Origin of the sequence: Bacteroides sp. An19 (assembly GCF_002160215.1) — a bacterium.
In the GTDB taxonomy this organism is placed as follows: Bacteria; Bacteroidota; Bacteroidia; order Bacteroidales; family Bacteroidaceae; genus Phocaeicola; species Phocaeicola intestinalis.
The window spans coordinates 18,573-39,203 of sequence record NZ_NFKD01000003.1; the positions used below are offsets into that span (position 1 = coordinate 18,573).

The 20,631-nt window shown below is 46.6% G+C and carries 14 protein-coding genes; 5 read left to right on the plus strand and 9 right to left on the minus strand.

Annotated features, from left to right (window positions below; translation table 11 throughout):
- Positions 1–28: 28 nt before the first annotated feature.
- Positions 29–994, minus strand: coding sequence for a PhoH family protein (locus tag B5F25_RS01930; protein WP_022040746.1), 966 nt, complete (start codon positions 992–994; stop codon positions 29–31).
- Between the two features lie 181 nt (positions 995–1,175).
- Between B5F25_RS01930 and B5F25_RS01935 the strand changes: the two genes are divergently transcribed.
- Together B5F25_RS01935 and truA are read left to right on the plus strand one after the other, a co-directional pair.
- The gene (locus B5F25_RS01935) at positions 1,176–1,832 is read left to right on the plus strand and encodes a DUF5715 family protein (protein WP_087208826.1); all 657 of its coding nucleotides are present in this window, start codon (positions 1,176–1,178) and stop codon (positions 1,830–1,832) included.
- A gap of 5 nt (positions 1,833–1,837) precedes the next feature.
- Positions 1,838–2,590, plus strand: coding sequence for a tRNA pseudouridine(38-40) synthase TruA (gene truA, locus B5F25_RS01940; protein WP_022040744.1), 753 nt, complete (start codon positions 1,838–1,840; stop codon positions 2,588–2,590).
- On the opposite strand, the gene B5F25_RS01945 is transcribed toward truA, so the two are convergent.
- From B5F25_RS01945 to purL, 4 genes are all read right to left on the minus strand, one after another.
- The gene (locus B5F25_RS01945; protein WP_022040743.1) at positions 2,581–3,147 is read right to left on the minus strand and encodes a chromate transporter; all 567 of its coding nucleotides are present in this window, start codon (positions 3,145–3,147) and stop codon (positions 2,581–2,583) included. The two genes, truA and B5F25_RS01945, sit on opposite strands and share 10 nt — an antisense overlap.
- 86 nt (positions 3,148–3,233) lie before the next feature.
- The gene (locus B5F25_RS01950) at positions 3,234–3,773 is read right to left on the minus strand and encodes a chromate transporter (protein ID WP_087247256.1); all 540 of its coding nucleotides are present in this window, start codon (positions 3,771–3,773) and stop codon (positions 3,234–3,236) included.
- 21 nt (positions 3,774–3,794) lie between these two features.
- The gene (locus B5F25_RS01955; RefSeq protein WP_087247258.1) at positions 3,795–7,778 is read right to left on the minus strand and encodes a hybrid sensor histidine kinase/response regulator transcription factor; all 3,984 of its coding nucleotides are present in this window, start codon (positions 7,776–7,778) and stop codon (positions 3,795–3,797) included.
- A gap of 118 nt (positions 7,779–7,896) precedes the next feature.
- Positions 7,897–11,598, minus strand: coding sequence for a phosphoribosylformylglycinamidine synthase (gene purL / locus B5F25_RS01960; RefSeq protein WP_087247260.1), 3,702 nt, complete (start codon positions 11,596–11,598; stop codon positions 7,897–7,899).
- A 247-nt stretch (positions 11,599–11,845) separates the two neighbouring features.
- Here purL and B5F25_RS01965 point away from each other — a divergent pair, with 247 nt between their 5' ends.
- From B5F25_RS01965 to B5F25_RS01975, 3 genes are all read left to right on the plus strand, one after another.
- The gene (locus B5F25_RS01965; protein WP_087208823.1) at positions 11,846–14,146 is read left to right on the plus strand and encodes a bifunctional dihydroorotate dehydrogenase B NAD binding subunit/NADPH-dependent glutamate synthase; all 2,301 of its coding nucleotides are present in this window, start codon (positions 11,846–11,848) and stop codon (positions 14,144–14,146) included.
- A 147-nt stretch (positions 14,147–14,293) separates the two neighbouring features.
- On the plus strand, positions 14,294–15,766 hold the full coding sequence (locus B5F25_RS01970; RefSeq protein WP_087208820.1) for a Na+/H+ antiporter NhaC family protein: 1,473 nt from the start codon (positions 14,294–14,296) through the stop codon (positions 15,764–15,766).
- A 109-nt stretch (positions 15,767–15,875) separates the two neighbouring features.
- Complete coding sequence (locus tag B5F25_RS01975; protein ID WP_087247262.1) at positions 15,876–16,151, plus strand: hypothetical protein; 276 nt, start codon at positions 15,876–15,878, stop codon at positions 16,149–16,151.
- A gap of 471 nt (positions 16,152–16,622) precedes the next feature.
- On the opposite strand, the gene B5F25_RS01985 is transcribed toward B5F25_RS01975, so the two are convergent.
- From B5F25_RS01985 to B5F25_RS01995, 4 genes are all read right to left on the minus strand, one after another.
- A complete protein-coding gene (locus B5F25_RS01985; protein ID WP_087247266.1) occupies positions 16,623–17,675 on the minus strand; it encodes a DUF4468 domain-containing protein in 1,053 nt (350 codons plus the stop codon).
- Positions 17,620–17,943, minus strand: coding sequence for a hypothetical protein (locus tag B5F25_RS21470; RefSeq protein WP_162614342.1), 324 nt, complete (start codon positions 17,941–17,943; stop codon positions 17,620–17,622). The genes B5F25_RS01985 and B5F25_RS21470 overlap by 56 nt, the downstream gene beginning before the upstream one ends.
- Before the next feature lie 114 nt (positions 17,944–18,057).
- A complete protein-coding gene (rpiB, locus tag B5F25_RS01990) occupies positions 18,058–18,492 on the minus strand; it encodes a ribose 5-phosphate isomerase B (protein WP_022040735.1) in 435 nt (144 codons plus the stop codon).
- A 1-nt stretch (position 18,493) separates the two neighbouring features.
- Positions 18,494–20,506: a transketolase gene (locus tag B5F25_RS01995; RefSeq protein WP_087213151.1), complete on the minus strand. Its 2,013-nt coding sequence runs from the start codon at positions 20,504–20,506 to the stop codon at positions 18,494–18,496.
- Positions 20,507–20,631: the final 125 nt, after the last annotated feature.

Consider the following 20,631-nt stretch of genomic DNA (forward strand, 5'->3'; position numbering starts at 1 on the left):
GGCAAGGTTTTCAGATAATCTTGACTGTTCAGGACCTTGTCACCTTGTTGCCTTTGTTCTCTTCTTCGAATTTTTCGTATGCCTCCACGATACGTGTCACCAGTTTATGGCGTACGATGTCTTTTTTGTTCAGCTCGATAAAGCCGATGCCCTTCACTCCTTTCAGAATCTTAAGGGCTTGTACCAGTCCCGAAGTCTGGTGTGAAGGCAAGTCTATTTGCGTCATATCACCTGTTACAATCATCTTGGTATTCATCCCCATACGTGTAAGGAACATTTTGATTTGTTGTGTGGTGGTATTCTGGGCTTCATCCAGAATTACCACTGCATCGTTCAGTGTACGTCCACGCATAAAAGCCAGCGGGGCTATCTGTATGATGTTCAGGTCCATATACTCCTTGAGCTTGGCGGCAGGAATCATATCTTGCAATGCATCATATAGCGGTTGCAGGTAAGGATCGATTTTATCTTTCATGTCACCCGGTAAGAATCCCAGTTTTTCTCCCGCTTCTACGGCCGGACGGCTCAAGACTATTTTTTTTATTTCCTTGTTTTTCAAAGCACGTACTGCCAGTGCTATAGCGGTATAGGTTTTTCCTGAACCGGCAGGACCGATGGCAAAAATCAAGTCGTTCTTGTCGAACTCTTTGACTAGCTTCAGCTGGTTGGTACTCCGCGGTGTGATGGGTTTTCCCGTTACGCTGTATACGATGGCATCCCCTGTTTTTTCTACCGCAGGTTTGTTTCCCTTGATGATATCGAGGATGGTTTCTTCGTTTAACGAATTGTATTGTGCACAATGCTTTTCCAAGTCAAGGATAGCTTCTTCGAAAGCGCACATTTCTTCTTCGTCTCCCATAATCTTGATGACATTTCCACGTGCTACGATTCGTAGTTTTGGAAACAATGCTTTAATCATCTGCATGTTGGCGTTATTGACGCCATAAAAGACAACCGGGTCAATGTCCTCCAGTACAATATGCTTTTCTATCATTCAGTCTTTGTTCGTATTTAAATTTCTGCAAATTTAATCATTCCTTTTAATCTAACGCTTCTTATCGGGCATTTTCTTTTCTTTTTTCATCGGATGTTTCGTTGAATCTCGTTATCTTTGTGCCATATTGTTTAGATTTGTGAAATCTGTACTAAAAAAGAAGAAAATGATACGAACTTTCATGCGAACAGTCCTGATAATAGGGGGCTTTTTGGTTGTGTTGGGAAGCTGTATGGAGCCTGACCGGAGTATTGTGCTGAACAATCCGCACAACATCCGTGGAGTAGTAAGTTATAAACGGAGTTTCAATGACCTGAATGATGTGCAGTTGTCTTCAGCTAAGCGTATCGGCATCCGTCCCATTGCTTCGCGTGAAGAGGCCGAAGATGAAGTCGGGTCACGTCTTACCCACATAGCTCCGTGCGGGCATTATGATATGGACTCATTGACACATTCAATTCCTTTTCTTGTTCCGAAGGCTAGTGCCTTGCTGGATACTATAGGCATGAATTTTCTTGACTCATTGGGTCGGAAGGGGTTGAATCCGAATAAAATTATTGTGACTTCGGTGTTGCGCACCAAAGATGACGTGAAGCGTTTACGTCGTACCAACGGAAATGCTTCGCTCAACTCATGTCATTTTTATGGTACTACGTTCGATATCAGTTGGAAACGATTTGCTAAAGTCGAGCATCCCGAGGGGCGTCCCATGCAGGGTGTGGGTGCAGATACCTTGAAACTGGTATTGTCGGAAGTGCTTCGTGACTTACGTCAGGCAGACCGGTGTTATGTGAAGTATGAGTTGCGTCAAGGATGTTTTCACATAACGGCAAGATAAGGGAAATGGTACGTTATTTCATTTATTTAGGATATGACGGCACAGCTTATCACGGCTGGCAGGTACAACCCAATGGCATGAGTGTACAAGAAGTATTGCAAAAAGCCTTGTCTGTCTTGATGCGCCGTCCGGTGGAAGTGGTTGGAGCCGGGCGTACCGATGCCGGTGTGCATGCTCGTCTGATGGTGGCACATGTTGATTTTGATGCTCCGGTAGATATATTTCGGATGGTGGACAAGCTGAATCGCCTGCTTCCGCCTGACATTGCGGTTTACCGGATGCGTCGGGTTACAAACGAGGCTCATGCCCGTTTTGATGCCACTTATCGGCGGTATCAGTACCATATTACCACAAATAAGGATCCATTCCATCGGCATTATGCATGGCGTGTATTTCAGTCGCTTGACTTCGAGGCAATGAATCGGGCTGCATCTGTTCTTTTCGAATACACCGATTTTACGAGCTTCAGCAAGCTTCATACTGATGTGAAGACTAATAATTGCCGTATCATGCAAGCTGGTTGGGAACAGGTGGGCGAAGATGAATGGGTGTTTACTATTCAGGCAGACCGTTTCCTCCGTAATATGGTGCGTGCGGTGGTAGGTACGCTAGTCGAAGTAGGTAGGGGCAAACTTACCCTTGACGGGTTCCGTCGGGTGATAGAAGCAAAAGACCGTTGTAGTGCAGGGACTTCCGTGCCTGCACATGCTCTTTTCCTGGTTGATGTGGGCTATCCGGAACTTCTGTTTTATCCATAAACCAGATATCCCACAATACCGCTTAGTACAATCAGCAGGATGGGATTGGCCTTAAAGCGGTAGGAGGCTATGAAGACAGTTACGAAGAGGATGATGCTGACGATGATTTGCACATTGGCGGTGCCGAAGTTTTCTCCATTCATCAATACGAGGGCGGCAGCAGCAAGCAGTCCTACTACGCCCGGACGTAATCCACTAAATACGGAAGACACAGCAGGATGTTTTTGGTATTTCAGGAAGAACCGGCTGATGAGGACCATCAAGATAAACGAAGGAAGCACCACGGCACCAGTCGTGATAATAGAGCCTAAAATACCCCAAGCGTGCGAATAGCCTGCATTGACTACTGCCGTATACCCCACATAAGTGGCAGAGTTGATGCCGATAGGACCAGGAGTCATTTGGCTGATGGCGATGATGTCGGTAAACTCGGGCGATGTGAGCCAGGCGTGGCGGGTCACAACTTCGCCTTGTATCATGGATATCATGGCGTACCCGCCTCCGAATCCAAAAAGTCCGATTTTGAAGAATGCGTAAAAAAGTTGCAGGAAAAGCATATGGATAATTAATAGTTAATAATTAATAATTAATAATTAATAGTGAACGGTTGATGTTTGAGCCGGTGTATGCAAACTTCTAATTTTCAACGTTTAGATTTTAACCTCCCATAGATGTATCCTCCCAGTCCGCTTAGGATAATGACATAAATGGGAGAAAAACCCAAGAGCCAGATAAGAAGAGCGGAAACAATGGGAATCCACACGTTATAGCGGTTAATACGTGCCGACTTTGCCATCTTGAACGTGGGGGCAGCTATTAATGCCACTACAGCAGGGCGGATGCCCTTGAACACGTTTTCCACTGCAGGGTATTGTTTGATTTGTTGGAAGAAAAGGGCAATGGCAAGGATAACAAGGAACGAAGGGAGGATGGTGCCCAGTGCCATCCAGAAAGCTCCCCAGAATTTTCGTAACTTGTAGCCGATGAAAATGGCGATATTGACGGCAAAGATGCCGGGTACGGTTTGTGCCAGTGCCATCAGGTCGAGGAAGTCTTCGCGGGTAATCCATTTCCGTTTGTCGACTAGTTCGTCTTCGATGAGCGGCACCATGGCATATCCGCCCCCGATGGTGAACATCCCGATGCGGGTAAAGATAAGGAATGACTTGATGTAGAAATTCATGTTGTTGTTTTAATCGGTTTGTTATTCGTTTTTCTTATATACGCTGGGCGGCACGCCATAAAATTTCTTGAACGTGTCGGCGAAATATTTCGGATCGGCAAAACCCATACGGTCGGAAACTTCTGCTACAGTGTATTGCTGGCTTTTCAGCAGGGTGGCAGCTTCTTGCATACGGATATTGCGGATGAATTCGTTGGGGGCGATGCCCGTTAGTGCCTTCATCTTGTTGTAAAAACTGGTGCGGCTCATGTTCATGCTGGCGCACAGGGTGTCTACAGTCAGTTCACCTCCTAGGTTTTCCTTAATGAAAGTAGTGGCACGGCGCATGAAGTCTTCGTCCAGTCCTGATGGGAGAGGGATGTCTTCGGCAGGTGGTTCCATGTCTAATGATGCCTGCTTCAGACGCTTACGTATAAACTCACGGTTTTCCAACAGGTTATTGATATTTGCTTTCAGTACCGTCAGGTCGAAGGGCTTTACAATATGCATGTCTGCTTTGGTCTGTAGACCGCGCAGGATATCCTCCTTAGTTCCCAGGGCTGTGAGCAGAATGACTGGTATGTGGCTGGTTTCAATGTCACTTTTCAGGGTTCCACATAGCTCTTCTCCGTTCATTACGGGCATCATTACGTCGGAGATGACCAGGTCGGGCTGAAGGGTGCGTATCTTGCTGAGTGCCTCTTGTCCGTTGCCGGCTTCTTCTGTACGATAGGTGTCAGCCAGGTTTTCTGCAAGGAAAGTGCGCAGGCTGGTGTTGTCTTCTACTATTAAGATAAGAGGAGCATTGGAAGCTGCTTTCCGGACGTTCTTTTTCTGAGGAAGTGCAGGAAGAATTTCTTCTCGTTCTTCCATTGTGGCGAAGGCTTCGCCTGGGATTTCATCGGTGCGATACTGATAATGTTCGCTCCGGATGGGGAAGCTCAAGACGAAGGTGGTGCCTGCGTTTTCAGCACTTGTGAAACTTATTTTTCCTTCGTGATTACGGATGAGCCGGTAGGTGAGCAACATGCCAATACCTGAACCCGTTATCAGTTGGTTGGTAGCATTTCTGCCCCGGAACAGGAAACGGAACAGTTTCTTTTGGTCTTCTTTGGGGATGCCGATTCCGGTGTCTTTGATGCAGAGTGTCCAGCGATTCTTGGTATATCCGGATTCTATCTGTATTTCTCCTCCGTGCGGTGTGTACTTCAAGGCGTTGCTGATGAGGTTTCGTAGGATAGAGTCTATTTTATTACGGTCTATCCATACATCCAGTTGGCTGAAAGTGGAGGTATAATGTAGGCTGATGCCTTTTTGTTCGGCGTATGCCTGAAATTGTTTCAGGTAGGTTTGCAGGTAGGTTCCCAGCTCATGTCGTGACACTACGGCTTGTGAACTGTAGTAACTTTCTTTCTGGAAGTTGATGAGATTGTCTGCAAGGTCAGAGAGGTTTTCGGTGCTTTGCAGGGCGAGGTTTAGATTCATTACTCCCTTATCGCTTAAATGTTCGTCTTTCAGGATTTCACCCAAAGGAGCCTTGATGAGGGTGAGCGGTGTACGGATATCGTGAGCGGTATGTACGAAGAAATTGATTTTCTCTTGCGATACTTGTTTCTCGTGGCGTATCATTTTGATGCGTACCAAGAGGTATGTGATGCCGATGATGATAAGGGCATAGCCCAGAAATGCCCAAAAGGTGAGCCATGCCGGACGTCCTATCAGGATACGGATAGAGCGCTCTTCTATCGGTTGGTGATTATCGGTCAGGACGGCTCGTACGTGCAGGGTATAATTGCCTGGCGAGAGGTTGGTGTATTGGATGAGTCCGTCGGGCGAGAGAGGTGACCATTCATCGTAGAATCCTTCCAGTTTCCAGCTGTATGCAATGTCGGATGAATTGTCGAAATTGATGGATGAAACGTTGAGTGAGAAAGTGTTCTGGTTATACCCCAGCTTGATTTGTGTCGTTTGGTCAAGCGGTTGGGAAAGGGGAGAATCTTTCTCTCCCGCGTGTACTGTTCGGTACATGATTTTCAAGTCTGTAAATACCAGATGGCTATAGAAATCGGAAGGTAACTGGATGTTGTCAGGCAAGACGATGGCACCTTCGTTACTTCCGAATATCATTTCCCCATTCCGGCTATGGATAGCTGCATTGGGGTTGAAGCTTGCTGCCAGCAGACCTTGCTCTTTGGTCCAGTTAGTAAATGTACCAGTGGAGAGGTTGAAAAATGCCAGTCCGTTTTCTGTGCCCAGGTAGAGATTTCCTTCACGGTCGTTCGTGATGCTGTAAATATTGTTGCTTCCCAAGCCACTGTTTTCGGTATGGTAGTGCCGGATGATTTTTCCTTGATCATCGGCAACGAACAGTCCGTTTCCGGAGGTTCCGATATAGGTATACCGGCTTTTTGGGTGCAGACAGATGGCATTGATGCAACCCATTTCGATTTCATTGTCAAGCGGACGGATTTCACCACTCTGTTTGTTGAGGACGAATACCCCGTTTATGGTACCTGCCCACATTGTCTGTTTGTCTTTTTGTACCAATGTTGTAATAGGATAGCCTATGTCATACTCGGCAGTGGCGTGCGTGTGAGGATGATGCGATTTCAGGCGGTAGAATCCTCCAGTCCATACAAGGCCTTCTTCATCGCGCAGGATGCATCGGATATATTTGTCCGGTCCTTCTTCGGGTGAGAACTTTTGTTGCTGATAAAAGGTCACTCGTCTGGCCTGCTTGTCTATTGCATAGATTCCCGACATGTATCCTCCGGTTAGGATAAGGCCGGGGCGAACTTCACAAAGAGCTGTAAAGATGCGGTTTTCACTTTCTCCGTTGGAGCCTTTGTCGGAAGAAGTGAGATAGTTGGTCCATTGCTTCCGCTGAGTGTCAAAACAGCTTATGCCGTTGCTGGTGGCATACCAGATGTCTCCATCGGCATCTTCCAGAATGTCGTTGATACAATTGTTTGCCAAGGAATTGGCATTGTTGGGCGAGTGTACAAGCCACTGATAACTGGGATATTGTTCCGAATAGATGGTGATACCAGTAGGGTAGACCACGTTCCAAAGTCGTCTGGCGTGGTCCATGTAAATATCTTTGATGATGTTTCCATTCATCTTATTGGGGGTGCGTGGGTCTTCTTGCAGGAATGGTTCCAGGTGCAGGCGGTTCATGTCCAGGCGGTAAACGCCTTTCCCATCGGTAGCGATATAAAGTGTATCAGGGTACGTACGGTCTGGGATGATATTGTTAATGCCAATGTCTTTCATCGAATTGCCCAGTGCCGTTAGCTTTTCTTGCAGCGGATTATATACATACACCTTATCCAGCAGGCTATTGATGACAAGCTGGTGTGTAGGTTGGTGGTAATAGATATAGTCTATCAGCTGGAGGGCAGGCAGATGGATGGGATATATCTCTCGAATCTGGAAATCCTCGAACCGGATTTTGTATAATTGTAGTTCGGATGCCAGATAATATTCGGTTGCATTTGCCTGTGCAATGCCGATGATTTTGCCTTTTGCCTGTTGGGGTAACTGGTAGTGTTTACCCGAGTGGATGTCGTAAATGACAAAATGCTGGTTCACGCACATCCATATCCGGTCCGAACGGTCCATATAAAGTGCCGATATAGGGTGCTTCTTCAATTCCGGATAAGCAAGATGCAGGTCGAAAGTGAGCTGGAAAGAATCTTTCAGTTCGTTGTAGCGAAAAAGGTGTCCATCTTTTCCTATTTCCCATATTGTCTGTTTGCTGTCGGTGCGTAGGAGGTTAAGGTTGGGATAGAAGTCTTGGGCTTTTCCTTGATGGAACAGGTCGTAATGTGTGAACCGTTTCCCGTCGTAACGGTCTGCCCCTTTGTGGGTAAGTATCCAGATATAATATTGTTTTCCTTGTTCGATAGAAAGTACCCTTCTGCTGCTGAGTCCGTTATCCATGCCGATGTATTTGAATATTTGGGCGTTTATAGGGAATAATGATACCAATATCATTCCTATTAGAATAAAGAACTTGTTCAGCATAACGGAAAGGTTTATGAGTTTTGTTTTTAACGCGGATTAACGCAGATTTTCGCAGATATTCATTCGATAATCTGCGTTAATCCGCGTTAATCTGTGTTTCCTTATATATTAAAGGTATTTACTTATGTACTTCTACCCACTTACGCGCATTGACGAAGGCTTCCATCCACGGTGTGATTTGGTCTTCGTGAATGCGGTCGGCAGGATAGTAGGCATTGTTCCAGGGGAAGCAGGCACGTTCCAAGTGCGGCATCATCGCCAGATGGCGTCCGTCCTGACTGGCGATACCTGCTACGCTATAGTCTGAACCGTTCGGATTGCCCGGATATTCATCGTATGAATATTTCAATACCACGTTGTAATGGTCTTCAGGATAAGGCAACGAGAATTTTCCTTCTCCATGGGCTACCCAGATGCCTAATTTTGAGCCGCTCAACGAGCCGAACATCACGCTTCGGTTCATCGGTACGGTTACGCCCAAGAATGCCGATTCGAACTTGTGCGAGTCGTTGTGCAACATCTTGCCCTGTTTCTTGTCTTCAGGAGTAATCAGCCCTAATTCCATCATCAGCTGGCATCCGTTGCATACGCCTAACGAAAGGGTATCCTTGCGTGCATAGAAGTTATCAAGTGCCGCCTTGGCTTTCGGGTTGAAGAGGAAGGTTCCAGCCCATCCTTTTGCCGAGCCTAATACGTCGGAATTGGAGAACCCTCCGCAGAACACGATGAAATGGATGTCTTCCAGTGTTTCGCGTCCGCTTACAAGGTCGGTCATCGTTACGTCTTTTACATCGAAGCCTGCCAAGTAGAGCATATATGCCATTTCGCGTTCACCGTTGGTCCCTTTTTCACGGATGATTGCCGCCTTGATGCCACTTGGTGTGCGTCGGTCGGGGTTCAAGCCGAATTGTGACAATTTGCCTGTAAATGACTTGTCGAATACAGTTTCGAGCGGTTGCATCTTGTAGTTCTCGAAACGTTTCTTGGCGCATCCGTTCATGCTCTGCTTGCGGTCGAGAAGGTAAGAAGTAGAGTACCATACGTCGCGCAAATAGTCGATGCCGAACTGGTAAGTAGCTTCGTGAAGCGTGACAAGTATATGGCGTTCGTCGGTAGGTGTACCCAGCTTGACAAAGCCTACACCTGCATCTTCCAGGATTTTCTTGACTTCGTGTTTGTGCTTGTCGGCTACCTGGATGACAACACCCGGATTTTCGGCGAAGAGAATCTTCACGATGTCTTCGTGCTTGAATTTATCGAGGTTGATTTCCATACCGCCTTCGGTATTGGCGAAGCACATTTCGAGTAAGGTAGTGATAAGACCTCCAGCCGAAATGTCGTGTCCTGCCAAAATCAATCCTTTGTTCACCAGTTCCTGAATGGCAAGGAATGCATCACGGAAATAGCTGGGATTTTGTACGGTAGGAACGTCATCGCCCACTTTATTCAAGGATTGTGCAAATGCCGAACCTCCCAAGCGGAGCTGGTCGAAGCTGAAATCAATGTGGTAGAAGGTCGATTTCGGATTGTTTACCATTACCGGAGAAACAACTTTCTTGATATCCGATACTTCGCCTCCTGCAGATACGATAACTGTTCCCGGGCTGATAATCTTTTCTCCGTTCGGGTATTTTTGCGTCATCGAAAGCGAGTCTTTTCCTGTAGGCACATTGATTTGCAAGGCACAGCAGAAATCAGACAATGCTTTCACCGCCGTGTAGAGACGTGCGTCTTCACCTTCTTGCGAGCGGCAGGGCCACATCCAGTTAGCCGAAAGCGAGAGGCTGTCCATGCCGTCTGCCAAAGGTGCCCATACGATGTTGGTCAGGGCTTCGGCTACAGACAATACCGAACCGTATGCCGGATTGGCAAGACCTGCTTGCGGAGCATGTCCGAGAGCTGTGGCAATACCTTTCTCACCCCGATAGTCGAGCGCAACCACACCGCAATCGCTCAAAGGCAACTGAAGTTCGCCCTGACATTGCTGGCGCGCGATTTTACCTGTAACCGAGCGGTCTACTTTGTTGGTCAGCCAGTCCTTGCAGGCTACGGCTTCCAGTTGGAGCACACGGCGCACGTATTCGTTCAGCTTGGTTACGTCGTAGGTCACGTTTTCATAGTGGCGTTCTACAGTCTTGTCTACCATATAAGTCTTAGGAGAAGAACCGAACATCTGGTCTACCGCCAGGTCGAACGGGCGTACACCATCGGCTTGCTCGAAGGCAAAACGATGGTCGCCCGTGGTTTCGCCTACCACATACATCGGGGCACGTTCGCGTTCGGCTATCTTTTTCACATGTTCGATAGATTCTTCTTCAATCAACAGTCCCATACGCTCTTGCGATTCGTTGGCTATGATTTCTTTTGCCGAAAGTGTTTCGTCTCCGATAGGCAGCTTGTCCATGTGAATCAATCCGCCGCAATCCTCAACCAATTCCGACAAGCAGTTTACGTGACCTGCCGAACCGTGGTCATGGATGGAAACAATCGGGTTGGTATCTTCTTCGCAGAGGGCGCGCACTACATTGTATGCGCGTTTCTGCATCTCGGCGTTGGCACGTTGTACGGCATTCAGCTCGATGCCTGATGAATAACGGCCGGTTTCTACCGACGATACCGAACCGCCTCCCAGTCCGATGCGATAGTTGTCACCTCCTAATACTACGATTTCATCTCCTGCTTCGGGCGTTCCTTTCAGGCAATCGCGTTTTGTTCCGTAGCCCACGCCTCCGGCAAGCATAATCACCTTGTCGTATGCATATTTTTCGTTGTTTTCCTGATGCTCGAAGGTCAATACCGAACCGCAGATGAGAGGTTGCCCGAATTTGTTTCCGAAGTCGGAAGCACCGTTCGAAGCCTTAATCAGGATTTGTTCGGGAGTCTGGTACAACCATTTGCGTACGGGCAGGATGCTTTCCCATTCGCGTCCCTCATCGGTACGGGGATAAGAAGTCATATAAACCGCTGTACCTGCAATGGGCCACGAGCCTTTTCCTCCGCCCATACGGTCGCGGATTTCACCTCCGGTACCAGTAGAAGCGCCGTTGAACGGCTCTACCGTTGTGGGGAAGTTATGCGTTTCCGCCTTCAGGGAGATGACGGTCTTTATATCTTTAATGATGAAATAATCGGATGTAGAGTGATCTTTCGGAGCGAATTGCTCTACTACGGGACCTTCGGCAAAGGCTACATTGTCTTTGTATGCCGAGATAATCTTGTTCGGATTCTCTTTGGTAGTCTTCTTAATCATCTGGAACAAGGATGATTCCATTTCCTTTCCGTCAATGATGAACGTACCGCCGAATATTTTATGGCGGCAATGTTCCGAATTGATTTGGGCGAAACCGAACACCTCCGAGTCGGTCAGCTTGCGTCCCAGGTCTTGTTCTACTTTTTTCAGGTAGTCCATCTCTTCGCGTGAGAGTGCCAGTCCTTCCTGTTCGTTGTAAGCTTCCAGGTCATCAATGTAAATAATGGGCTGGGGTTTGATATTTACGTCAAATATCTGTTGGTTTAGCCCGTGGTACATACGTTGCAGCATCGGGTCGTGTTCCGCGTTTTCGTCCTTTACGGAAAAATATTCTTCGATGCGGCGAATGCCTGTAAGTCCCATGTTCTGGGTAATTTCTACCGCGTTCGTACTCCACGGCGTAATCATTTCCCGGCGTGGACCGATGAACCAGCCTTGTAAATTCTCTTCTTTTTCTACCGTCGCGTTTCCATACAGCCAACTCAGTTTCTTGATGTCGTCTGCATTCATTTCCTTATTGCATTGGGTAGCAATCACACTTTGATTAGGTGTTCTGAAAAATAGAATCATAGCGTCTGTTATGGTTAAAATTGATTGTTCACTAAAATTATTCTGCAAAGTTACACAATTCGTTGGAATATTATCGAATAAAAGATAGATTTATATAGATTAGAAAGGAATATTTGTGATGGATTTTCAGGCTGTTGAGATTGTATATATGAGGTGTGTTGGCAACAATTTTGATTTTTGTTTGGCAGATGAGCTTGAAAAAGTTAACTTTGCCGTGCTGAAAACTAACTTATTACATCAAGACAAAATGAATAAAATTATTTCAAAGGAACATTTTTCAGAAAAGGTGTTCAAATTAGTGGTGGAAGCACCACTTATAGCCAAGTCACGTAAGGCTGGGCATTTTGTCATCGTGCGCGTAGGAGAAAAAGGTGAACGTATGCCGCTTACCATAGCTGAGGCAGATCCGGTAAAGGGCACGATTACATTGGTGGTACAAGAGGTGGGATTATCGTCTACACGCCTGTGCGAGTTAAACGAGGGTGATTACATTACTGACGTGGTAGGACCACTTGGTAAGGCCACGCACATTGAAAACTTCGGTACGGTGGTTTGTGCTGGTGGAGGCGTGGGTGTTGCTCCAATGTTGCCTATTGTGCAGGCGTTGAAAGCTGCCGGAAACCGGGTGATAACTGTGCTTGCCGGACGTAGCAAGGAACTGATTATCCTGGAGAAGGAGATGCGTGAAAGTTCGGATGAGGTAATCATTATGACTGATGACGGTTCGTATGGGAAGAAAGGATTGGTAACGGCTGGTGTGGAAGAAGTCATTCTGCGTGAGAAAGTGGATAAGTGCTTTGCCATTGGTCCGGCAATCATGATGAAGTTCGTTTGCCTGCTCACCAAAAAATACGATATCCCGACCGATGTGTCGCTCAATACCATTATGGTAGATGGAACAGGTATGTGCGGTGCCTGCCGTATAACTGTAGGAGGAAAGACCAAGTTTGTATGCGTAGACGGGCCGGAGTTCGATGGACATCAAGTGGATTTCGATGAAATGTTGAAGCGTATGGGGGCTTTTCGCGATATCGAACGCGAAGAAATACATAAACTCGATCCGGTAGACCCGCACGTATGTGAAGTTACAAAGTCTCAGGACGACCGTACAGCTCCATGGCGAGAAGCCCTGCGTAAGTCAATGAAACCGAAAGAACGCACCGCTATCCCTCGTGTGAAAATGAATGAGTTGGATCCCGAATACCGTTCGCATAGCCGTAAGGAGGAAGTGAATCTCGGATTGAATGAAGAACAGGCATTGACAGAGGCTAAGCGTTGTTTGGATTGTGCCAATCCTTCGTGTATGGAAGGTTGTCCGGTAGGTATCAATATTCCGGGCTTCATTAAAAATATCGAACGTGGTGAGTTTCTTGAGGCGGCCCGTGTATTGAAAAAGACCAGTGCACTGCCTGCAGTTTGTGGTCGGGTATGTCCACAGGAAAAGCAATGTGAGTCGAAGTGCATTCATCTTAAGATGGGGCACGAAGCCGTTGCTATCGGCTACTTGGAGCGTTTTGCTGCTGATTACGAGCGTGAGAGCGGACAGATTTCTACGCCCGAACTGGCTCCGAAGAATGGCGTTAAAGTAGCTGTTGTAGGCTCGGGACCTGCCGGTTTGTCGTTTGCTGGCGATATGGCTAAGATGGGTTATGATGTGACCGTGTTCGAAGCTTTGCACGAAATTGGTGGTGTATTAAAATATGGTATCCCGGAATTTCGGTTGCCGAATAAAATCGTGGATGTAGAGATAGAGAACCTTTCGAAAATGGGGGTAGAGTTTGTAAAAGACTGCATCATTGGGAAGACGGTTTCTGTAGAAGACTTGCAGGCTGAAGGTTATAAGGGTGTTTTTGTAGCATCTGGAGCCGGACTGCCCAACTTCATGAACATTCCGGGCGAGAATTCAATCAATATTATGTCATCGAATGAATATCTGACCCGCGTCAACCTGATGGATGCGGCAAGTGAGGATTCAGATACCCCTGTTACTTTTGGAAAGCGTGTCATTGTGGTGGGAGGCGGAAATACGGCAATGGATTCCGTGCGTACAGCACGCCGTCTAGGAGCTGAGCGGGCAATTATTGTTTACCGTCGGTCGGAAGCTGAAATGCCTGCCCGTATTGAAGAGGTGAAGCACGCCAAAGAAGAAGGTGTGGAGTTTATGACTCTGCACAATCCGCTTGAATATATTGCCGACGAGCAGGGGCGTGTGAAGCAAGTGGTGCTTCAGAAAATGGAGTTAGGAGAACCCGATGCTTCTGGACGCCGTAGCCCGGTGGCTATACCAGGGGCTACTGTAACGCTCGATATTGATATGGCTATTGTCAGTGTGGGCGTGTCGCCAAATCCGATAGTACCGAATTCCATTCCAGGACTGGAACTGGGACGTAAAGGTACCATTGCGGTGAACGATGACATGCAGTCTTCCATTCCTGCTATCTATGCCGGAGGTGATATCGTGCGTGGAGGTGCTACGGTGATTCTGGCAATGGGTGACGGACGTCGTGCTGCAGCCGCCATGGACAAGCAGTTGCGTGGTGCTGTCTAATGAGTGGTATAATATATTGGTATTGATTTTAGAACATTAGGAACGCAGGTTTCCGCAGATTGGAAAAGATAAATCATCTGTGTGAATCTGCGTTTTGTTGATGATTAAATATTGAAAATGAGTAAAGACAATCGTGCATCGACACCGATGCGCCGACTGCCTTCGTGGCAAGTTTCTTTGATACCTTTTGTGGTATTGACCCTGTCTCTGGTAGTGATTATAAAAATATTCGGCCCCGATGCTCTTTCGGGAGGGAGTCAGGTATGTTTGTTATTGGCTTCTGCTGTTACGGCAGCCATTTCGATGTTTGCCTATAAGAATTCGTGGGAAATTTTGGAGTTTTGCATTCTCGACAATATCCGGTCAGTTGGTACAGCTATCCTTATCTTGTTGCTTATCGGTGCGATTGCCGGCACATGGATGGTGAGTGGTATTGTTCCTGCTATGATATGTTATGGAATGCAGGTAATTTATCCGGCAATATTCTTGGCTGCAGCTTGTGCGATATGTGCGCTAGTATCGCTGATGACAGGGAGTTCGTGGACCACGATTGCCACCATTGGAGTGGCATTGATAGGCATCGGTGTGGCTTTGGGATTTGAACCGGGATGGACGGCAGGTGCTATTGTGTCGGGGGCTTATTTCGGCGATAAGGTCTCTCCGTTATCTGACACGACGGTGTTGGCTTCTTCCTCTTCGGGTACTCCTTTGTTCACTCATATTCGCTATATGATGATTACTACTATCCCTTCGCTGACGATAGCGATGGTGATTTTTCTTGTGGCGAGTCTGATGCACAAGCAGGTTGGAGCGTCACAGACTGCCGAGTTTGCTGGGGCATTGAAATCTGTTTTTAACATTACACCCTGGTTGCTGATTGTTCCGGCACTTACTGGTGTGCTTATTGTTAAGAAAGTACCTGCTGTCTTGACGCTTTTTTGTGCTGCGGTGATGGCTGCCGTAACGGGACTTGTCGCTCAGCCTCAAGCGGTATGGGCAGTAGCGAACCCCGGACTGCCTTTTACTGATTTTTCAGGTTTGTCTTTTTGGGATGCATGTAAGGGCATTACTGTTACATTTTATGGCTCGACGGCTATCCAGACCGGTAATGAGGCTATTGATGCCTTGATTTCTACACGAGGTATGACGGGGATGCTTAATACGATATTCTTGATTGTCTGTTCGGTTACATTCGGTGGAGTACTTGCGGGAAGTGGTATGCTGAAAAGTCTGACCGAACTGTTTGCCCGTCTTGCCCATAGGGCCTTTACGTTGGTAGGAGCTACGGTTGGAACCGGATTGGTATGTAATATCGTTACGGGCGACCAATATATTTCCATCTTGCTGACTAGCAGCCTCTATAAGAAACTTTATGAGCGAAAAGGGTATGAAAACCGTTTGCTTAGCCGGTCGGTGGAAGACTCGGCTACTGTCACATCGGTGCTTATTCCATGGAATTCTTGTGGTATGACGCAGGCGACAGTACTTAAAGTACCTACGCTGGAGTATCTTCCATATAGCTTTTTTAATATCCTTTCTCCGTTTATGTCTGTTCTGGTTGCTGCAGTAGGGTATAGAATATTCCGGAGTAAGAAGGCGAAGGCAGAAGAGGTTGATTGAAAGGGAATACGTTTCAGTGCCTCTTTTTGCCGGTTGGGAAAGATTTCTGAAGTCAGTCTTGTGTGAATGCTTTTACTTTGCATGCGTTAATCAATAAAATACAGATGATATGAAATTTTGGTTCGACACACTCCGGAGCCGGCTGCTGCTGACGTTCATCACTTATGTGCTCTACATGTTGCTTTACTTCCTGACTGACGAGGTAATGCGTGATTTCTATCTGGAGAAGCACCCGGTCTGGGATTACGTGGTGGATATTTTGACTACTTTGGTCTGCGTGTTCTTTTTCGTACAGCTTTCCATCTGTTACAGCAAGGTGATTTACAGGCGGTTCATGTCGTTGGCACACCCTTATCGCAGTCTGATTGTATTCTTCGTCAGATAGCCGTTATCTTCCTCATTACACAAACGGAAATGCCTCAAAAACTTATCCCAAATCATCGCACGATAAATTCAAAACAGTTTCTGAATTGCCTGATGAAATTTTGTAAGCATTCGAACCAATGCTTACTGACTACTGCCTTTCCGGATAGAATCATAACAAGACGCAGCCGGTTGCAGAAGCCCGCGGATATAGTTGCAGTGGCAAGCGCATATAGGTCCATCCGCTGCAAGATTATTAATTTTATACCAGACGAAGTTATCTGTGTGGAGACAAGAAGATACAGTACTCCGGCGTTTGATAGGTCTATACAATCTATAGTCACTTGTTTGTCTATGTTGTTACGGTAGTAAAAAGCTATAAACAAGTTTTTTCGGATGGCAGTAAGATGGGCAGCAAGCAATAAAAAAGAGGATAGGATGTTACTCTTTGCGAGTGTACATCCTATCCTCTTTTGGAAATTTAGGGAGTTTGTTATCTCATTTCAATTTGAGTAATTTCACCGATATACATTGTATATTGTTTAGATGCATCGACAGTTTGGTTGAGCGATTTCAATTCATTTGCAGTCATTGGTTGCGCCATCGCTTTTTTGCAAGTAATAATTATCGAAGGCTGTGTGCTTTGGTTGAAGTAGAATGAAACTTTGTAGGTCGTGTTTTGTCCCATCAATGCGTTGGCTGCGATGCGGCTTTGGTCGAATAAAATATAGGCAACATTCTTTCCCAACATTTGTCCCAGTCCACTCCAGCTTTCAGTTTGGATGTCAATGGTTTCTCCGTTTTCAGCAGTCAGAGTGATACGTCCTTGGGTGGCCAGCTCATTCAAGTTGGAAGGAAGCCGGTCTATGCTCACTGTTTTCAGTTCACCTGTAGCAGAAAGAGTGGGCTGTTGTGTAGAGAGAGTGGCAGGTTGTTGTACGTTTGCAGTTGTTTGCGTACCCAGAAGCTTTTGTCCTAAAGCATCGGTTACCTGCTGGAAGAGTTGGTCTTTCAGGTCGATGGTTTCTCTTCTGAACTTTCCACATATCGGAGCCAGTTTCGTTTGTTTCTTGTTTAAAGCCATATCGTCTGTAATCCATTCTTCTGCAGTATATTTTTCACCTCCATCACGGGCTTCGTCATACCAATAGCGGATACGTGTCATTTCAAGGTCGCAAATACCTTCTTTGGCATAAATCAGAAATTGATAGTAAATACGTGTGCGGTCGAGTGATAATGCGGAAGAAGAAAATACAATGTATTCTTCAGCTTGTACGGCGATTTCTCCAGCTTCTTCGTTGGTATAGGCTACAAAACTGTTTAGTTTTCCATCGGGTTTAAACCGGTTCGTAGCCCAGTCTAGAAGTTGATTGTAGATTTCCTGTTTCGAGAGTCCGGGTGCTTTGATTTCTTTGGTGAAAGTCACTTTCCCATCGGTCAGGGTTACGGCTCCTGCCAGGTACTTTGGATTTGAGTTGTCGTTTTTATCCTTAGCAATGCCTGTCAGAGGCAAACATATCAAAAGGATGAGCAGTAGTTTTTTCATAATGATTTATTGATTTGATTCTATTTAGAAGGACAAATATAGGAAGAAAACGAAAAAAAAGGCTGAATTTTGCTATAAATAATATGAAAAGAGAAGCGTAAGAAGCTGTTTTGAATTTCTCCAAAAAGTATTTCTTGGCTTGATGTATCCGTTTTCGTGTGTGCTTTGGGCGATTTTTTGGTTCTTTTCGCTCCTGTTCTTCGTCAGATAGCCCGCTATCTTCCTCATCACAGAAGCGAAAATGCCTCAAAAACTCATCCCAAATCATCGCACGATAAATTCAAAACAGCTTCTAAATAAAATGCGGATTAACGCAGATTGGGCAGTTAGTTATTCTATGCTGCGAAAGCCTGCGTTAATCCGCATTTTTAAAAGGTACCGGTTAGTGGACCGGCATTTTATCGATGCGTTTTTGGTGACGTCCTCCTTCAAAAGCAGTGTTGAAGAATTCGGTCATAATTTTGTCCGCCATCTCGTTGTCAATGAAACGTCCAGGCATTACCAAAACGTTGGCATCATTATGCTGGCGTGCCAAGTGGGAAATCTCCGGAATCCAGCAAAGTGCGGCACGTATGCCCTGATGTTTGTTCAGAGTCATGCTGATGCCTTCTCCGCTGCCACAGATTGCAATACCCGGATAACATTCGCCCGCTTCTACGGCAAGTGCCAACGGGTGTGCAAAGTCTGCGTAGTCGCAACTGTCGGCAGTATATGTGCCGAAGTCTTTATATTCCCAACCTTTTGCTTCGAGCCATTGCTTTACATATTGTTTCAATGCAAAGCCGGCATGGTCGGAAGCCAATCCTATCAGTTTCATATTAGAACATGGCTTTTACTTGGTTGTATACGTTTTCGGCTGTGAAGCCCAGCTTTTCGTCCAAAACCTTGTACGGAGCCGAGAAACCGAATGATTCCAATCCCCAAATCTTTCCGTCAGTGCCTACCAGTCCAAGCAGATTTACAGGCAGTCCGGCTGTCAGACCGAATTTCTTTACTCCGGCAGGAAGGACGCTGTCCTGATATTCTTTGCTTTGGCTGCGGAACAGTCCTTCCGAAGGAACAGAAACGATACGCACCTTGATGCCATCTTTACGGAGTAGTTCAGTTCCGGCTACCAAAGTAGATACTTCCGAACCTGAAGCCAGCAGGATAACATCCGGGTTTTCGTCAGAGCCGGCTACGACATAAGCGCCTTTGGCTGTCTGGGTATAATCGTTTCCTTCGGGCAAGTTGGCAATATTCTGGCGAGAGAAAATCAGTGCAGTAGGAGTGGTCGTGTTTTCCATTGCCAGCTTCCATGCCTGAGTAGTCTCTTCGCAATCTGCCGGGCGGAGAACCAACATTGAGTTGTGTCCCTTGTGGTTTTTCAGTTTCTCCATCAAGCGGATTTGTGCTTCTTGTTCTACCGGTTCATGAGTAGGTCCGTCTTCGCCTACACGGAATGCGTCGTGTGTCCAAATGAACTTCACAGGAGTTTCCATCAGGGCAGCCATACGTACAGCTGGTTTCATGTAGTCGGAGAATACAAAGAAGGTACCGCATGCGGGGATAACGCCTCCGTGCAATGCCATACCGATGCAGCAGCATGCCATGGTCAATTCTGATACACCTGCTTGGAAGAATGCGCCGCTGAAGTCGTTTTTCGTAAAGGCATGTGTCTTTTTCAAGAAACCGTCGGTCTTATCAGAGTTAGACAAGTCGGCAGATGCGCAAACCATGTTTTCTACTTGTTCTGCCAATGCGCCGAGCACAGTAGCCGAAGCACCACGTGTAGCCGAACCTGCTTTTTGCTGGATAGCGTCCCAGTTTACTTGAGGAGCTTTGCCAGAGAACCAGTATTCCATCTTGGCAGCCAGTTCCGGATTAGCCTTTGCCCATTCTGCTTTAGCCGCATAGCGTTCGCCTACGATGGCTTTCAGTTCTTCGCGGCGTTTTGCGTAAAGTTCCGCTACTTCCGGGAAGATTTGGAACGGTTGTTCCGGATTGCCACCCAAGTTCTTGACGGTATTGGTGTAAGCGTCACCTCCCAACGGCGCGCCGTGTGTAGCGCAGTTGTGTTCGTAGCTGCTGTTGTCTGCCTTACGTGCCCCCTTACCCATGATGGTCTTACCGATAATCAAGGTAGGCTGACCTGTTACGGCTTTTGCTTCGGTCAATGCGGCACGGATTTCGTCAGCGTCATTCCCATTGATTGTAATGACTTTCCAGCCCCATGCCTCGTATTTCTTGGCTACATCTTCGTCTGTTACGTCTTTACATTCGGTAGACAGCTGGATATCGTTCGAGTCGTAGAACATAATCAAGTTGTCCAGTCCCAAGTGTCCGGCGATACGTCCCGAGCCTTGTGAGATTTCTTCTTGTACACCTCCGTCTGAGATGTAAGCATAAATAGTCTGGTTCATTACGTCACCTAAACGTGCTTTCAGGAATTTAGCTGCGATGGCGGCACCTACAGCGAATGTGTGTCCTTGTCCCAGCGGGCCGGAAGTGTTTTCGATACCTCTCATGACGTCTACTTCAGGATGTCCTGGAGTAGGGCTTCCCCATTGACGGAATTGTTGCAATTCGTCCATGGTGAATTTGCCAGTCAACGCCAGTACAGAGTACAGCATCGGTGACATGTGTCCTGGGTCAAGGAAGAAGCGGTCTCTGCCTTCCCAACGGGGATTTTCAGGGTCGTAAACTAAAAACTCAGAGAAGAGTACATTTACAAAGTCTGCACCACCCATAGCACCACCCGGGTGTCCGGATTTAGCTTTTTCTACCATTGAAGCAGCCAAGATACGGATGTTATCGGCTGCGCGGTTCATAAGTTCTTTACTGTTTTTCATTATTGGATATATTAGTTGGATGTATTAGTTTGTTGCAAAGATAAGAAAAATCTGGAATGTGCAAGCAAATTCGGAATCTAAAATTGGGGATGGAAGGGTAAGAAATGGTGGATAAAAGGATAATT

Excerpts from the sequence above, each read along its gene's own strand:
- B5F25_RS01930 (WP_022040746.1), bottom strand. The coding sequence starts at position 994 with ATGATAGAAAAGCATATTGTACTGGAGGACATTGACCCGGTTGTCTTT.
- B5F25_RS01935 (WP_087208826.1), top strand. The coding sequence starts at position 1,176 with ATGCGAACAGTCCTGATAATAGGGGGCTTTTTGGTTGTGTTGGGAAGC.
- truA (WP_022040744.1), top strand. The coding sequence starts at position 1,838 with ATGGTACGTTATTTCATTTATTTAGGATATGACGGCACAGCTTATCAC.
- B5F25_RS01945 (WP_022040743.1), bottom strand. The coding sequence starts at position 3,147 with ATGCTTTTCCTGCAACTTTTTTACGCATTCTTCAAAATCGGACTTTTT.
- B5F25_RS01950 (WP_087247256.1), bottom strand. The coding sequence starts at position 3,773 with ATGAATTTCTACATCAAGTCATTCCTTATCTTTACCCGCATCGGGATG.
- B5F25_RS01955 (WP_087247258.1), bottom strand. The coding sequence starts at position 7,778 with ATGCTGAACAAGTTCTTTATTCTAATAGGAATGATATTGGTATCATTA.
- purL (WP_087247260.1), bottom strand. The coding sequence starts at position 11,598 with ATGATTCTATTTTTCAGAACACCTAATCAAAGTGTGATTGCTACCCAA.
- B5F25_RS01965 (WP_087208823.1), top strand. The coding sequence starts at position 11,846 with ATGAATAAAATTATTTCAAAGGAACATTTTTCAGAAAAGGTGTTCAAA.
- B5F25_RS01970 (WP_087208820.1), top strand. The coding sequence starts at position 14,294 with ATGCGCCGACTGCCTTCGTGGCAAGTTTCTTTGATACCTTTTGTGGTA.
- B5F25_RS01975 (WP_087247262.1), top strand. The coding sequence starts at position 15,876 with ATGAAATTTTGGTTCGACACACTCCGGAGCCGGCTGCTGCTGACGTTC.
- B5F25_RS01985 (WP_087247266.1), bottom strand. The coding sequence starts at position 17,675 with ATGAAAAAACTACTGCTCATCCTTTTGATATGTTTGCCTCTGACAGGC.
- B5F25_RS21470 (WP_162614342.1), bottom strand. The coding sequence starts at position 17,943 with ATGATTTGGGATGAGTTTTTGAGGCATTTTCGCTTCTGTGATGAGGAA.
- rpiB (WP_022040735.1), bottom strand. The coding sequence starts at position 18,492 with ATGAAACTGATAGGATTGGCTTCCGACCATGCCGGCTTTGCATTGAAA.
- B5F25_RS01995 (WP_087213151.1), bottom strand. The coding sequence starts at position 20,506 with ATGAAAAACAGTAAAGAACTTATGAACCGCGCAGCCGATAACATCCGT.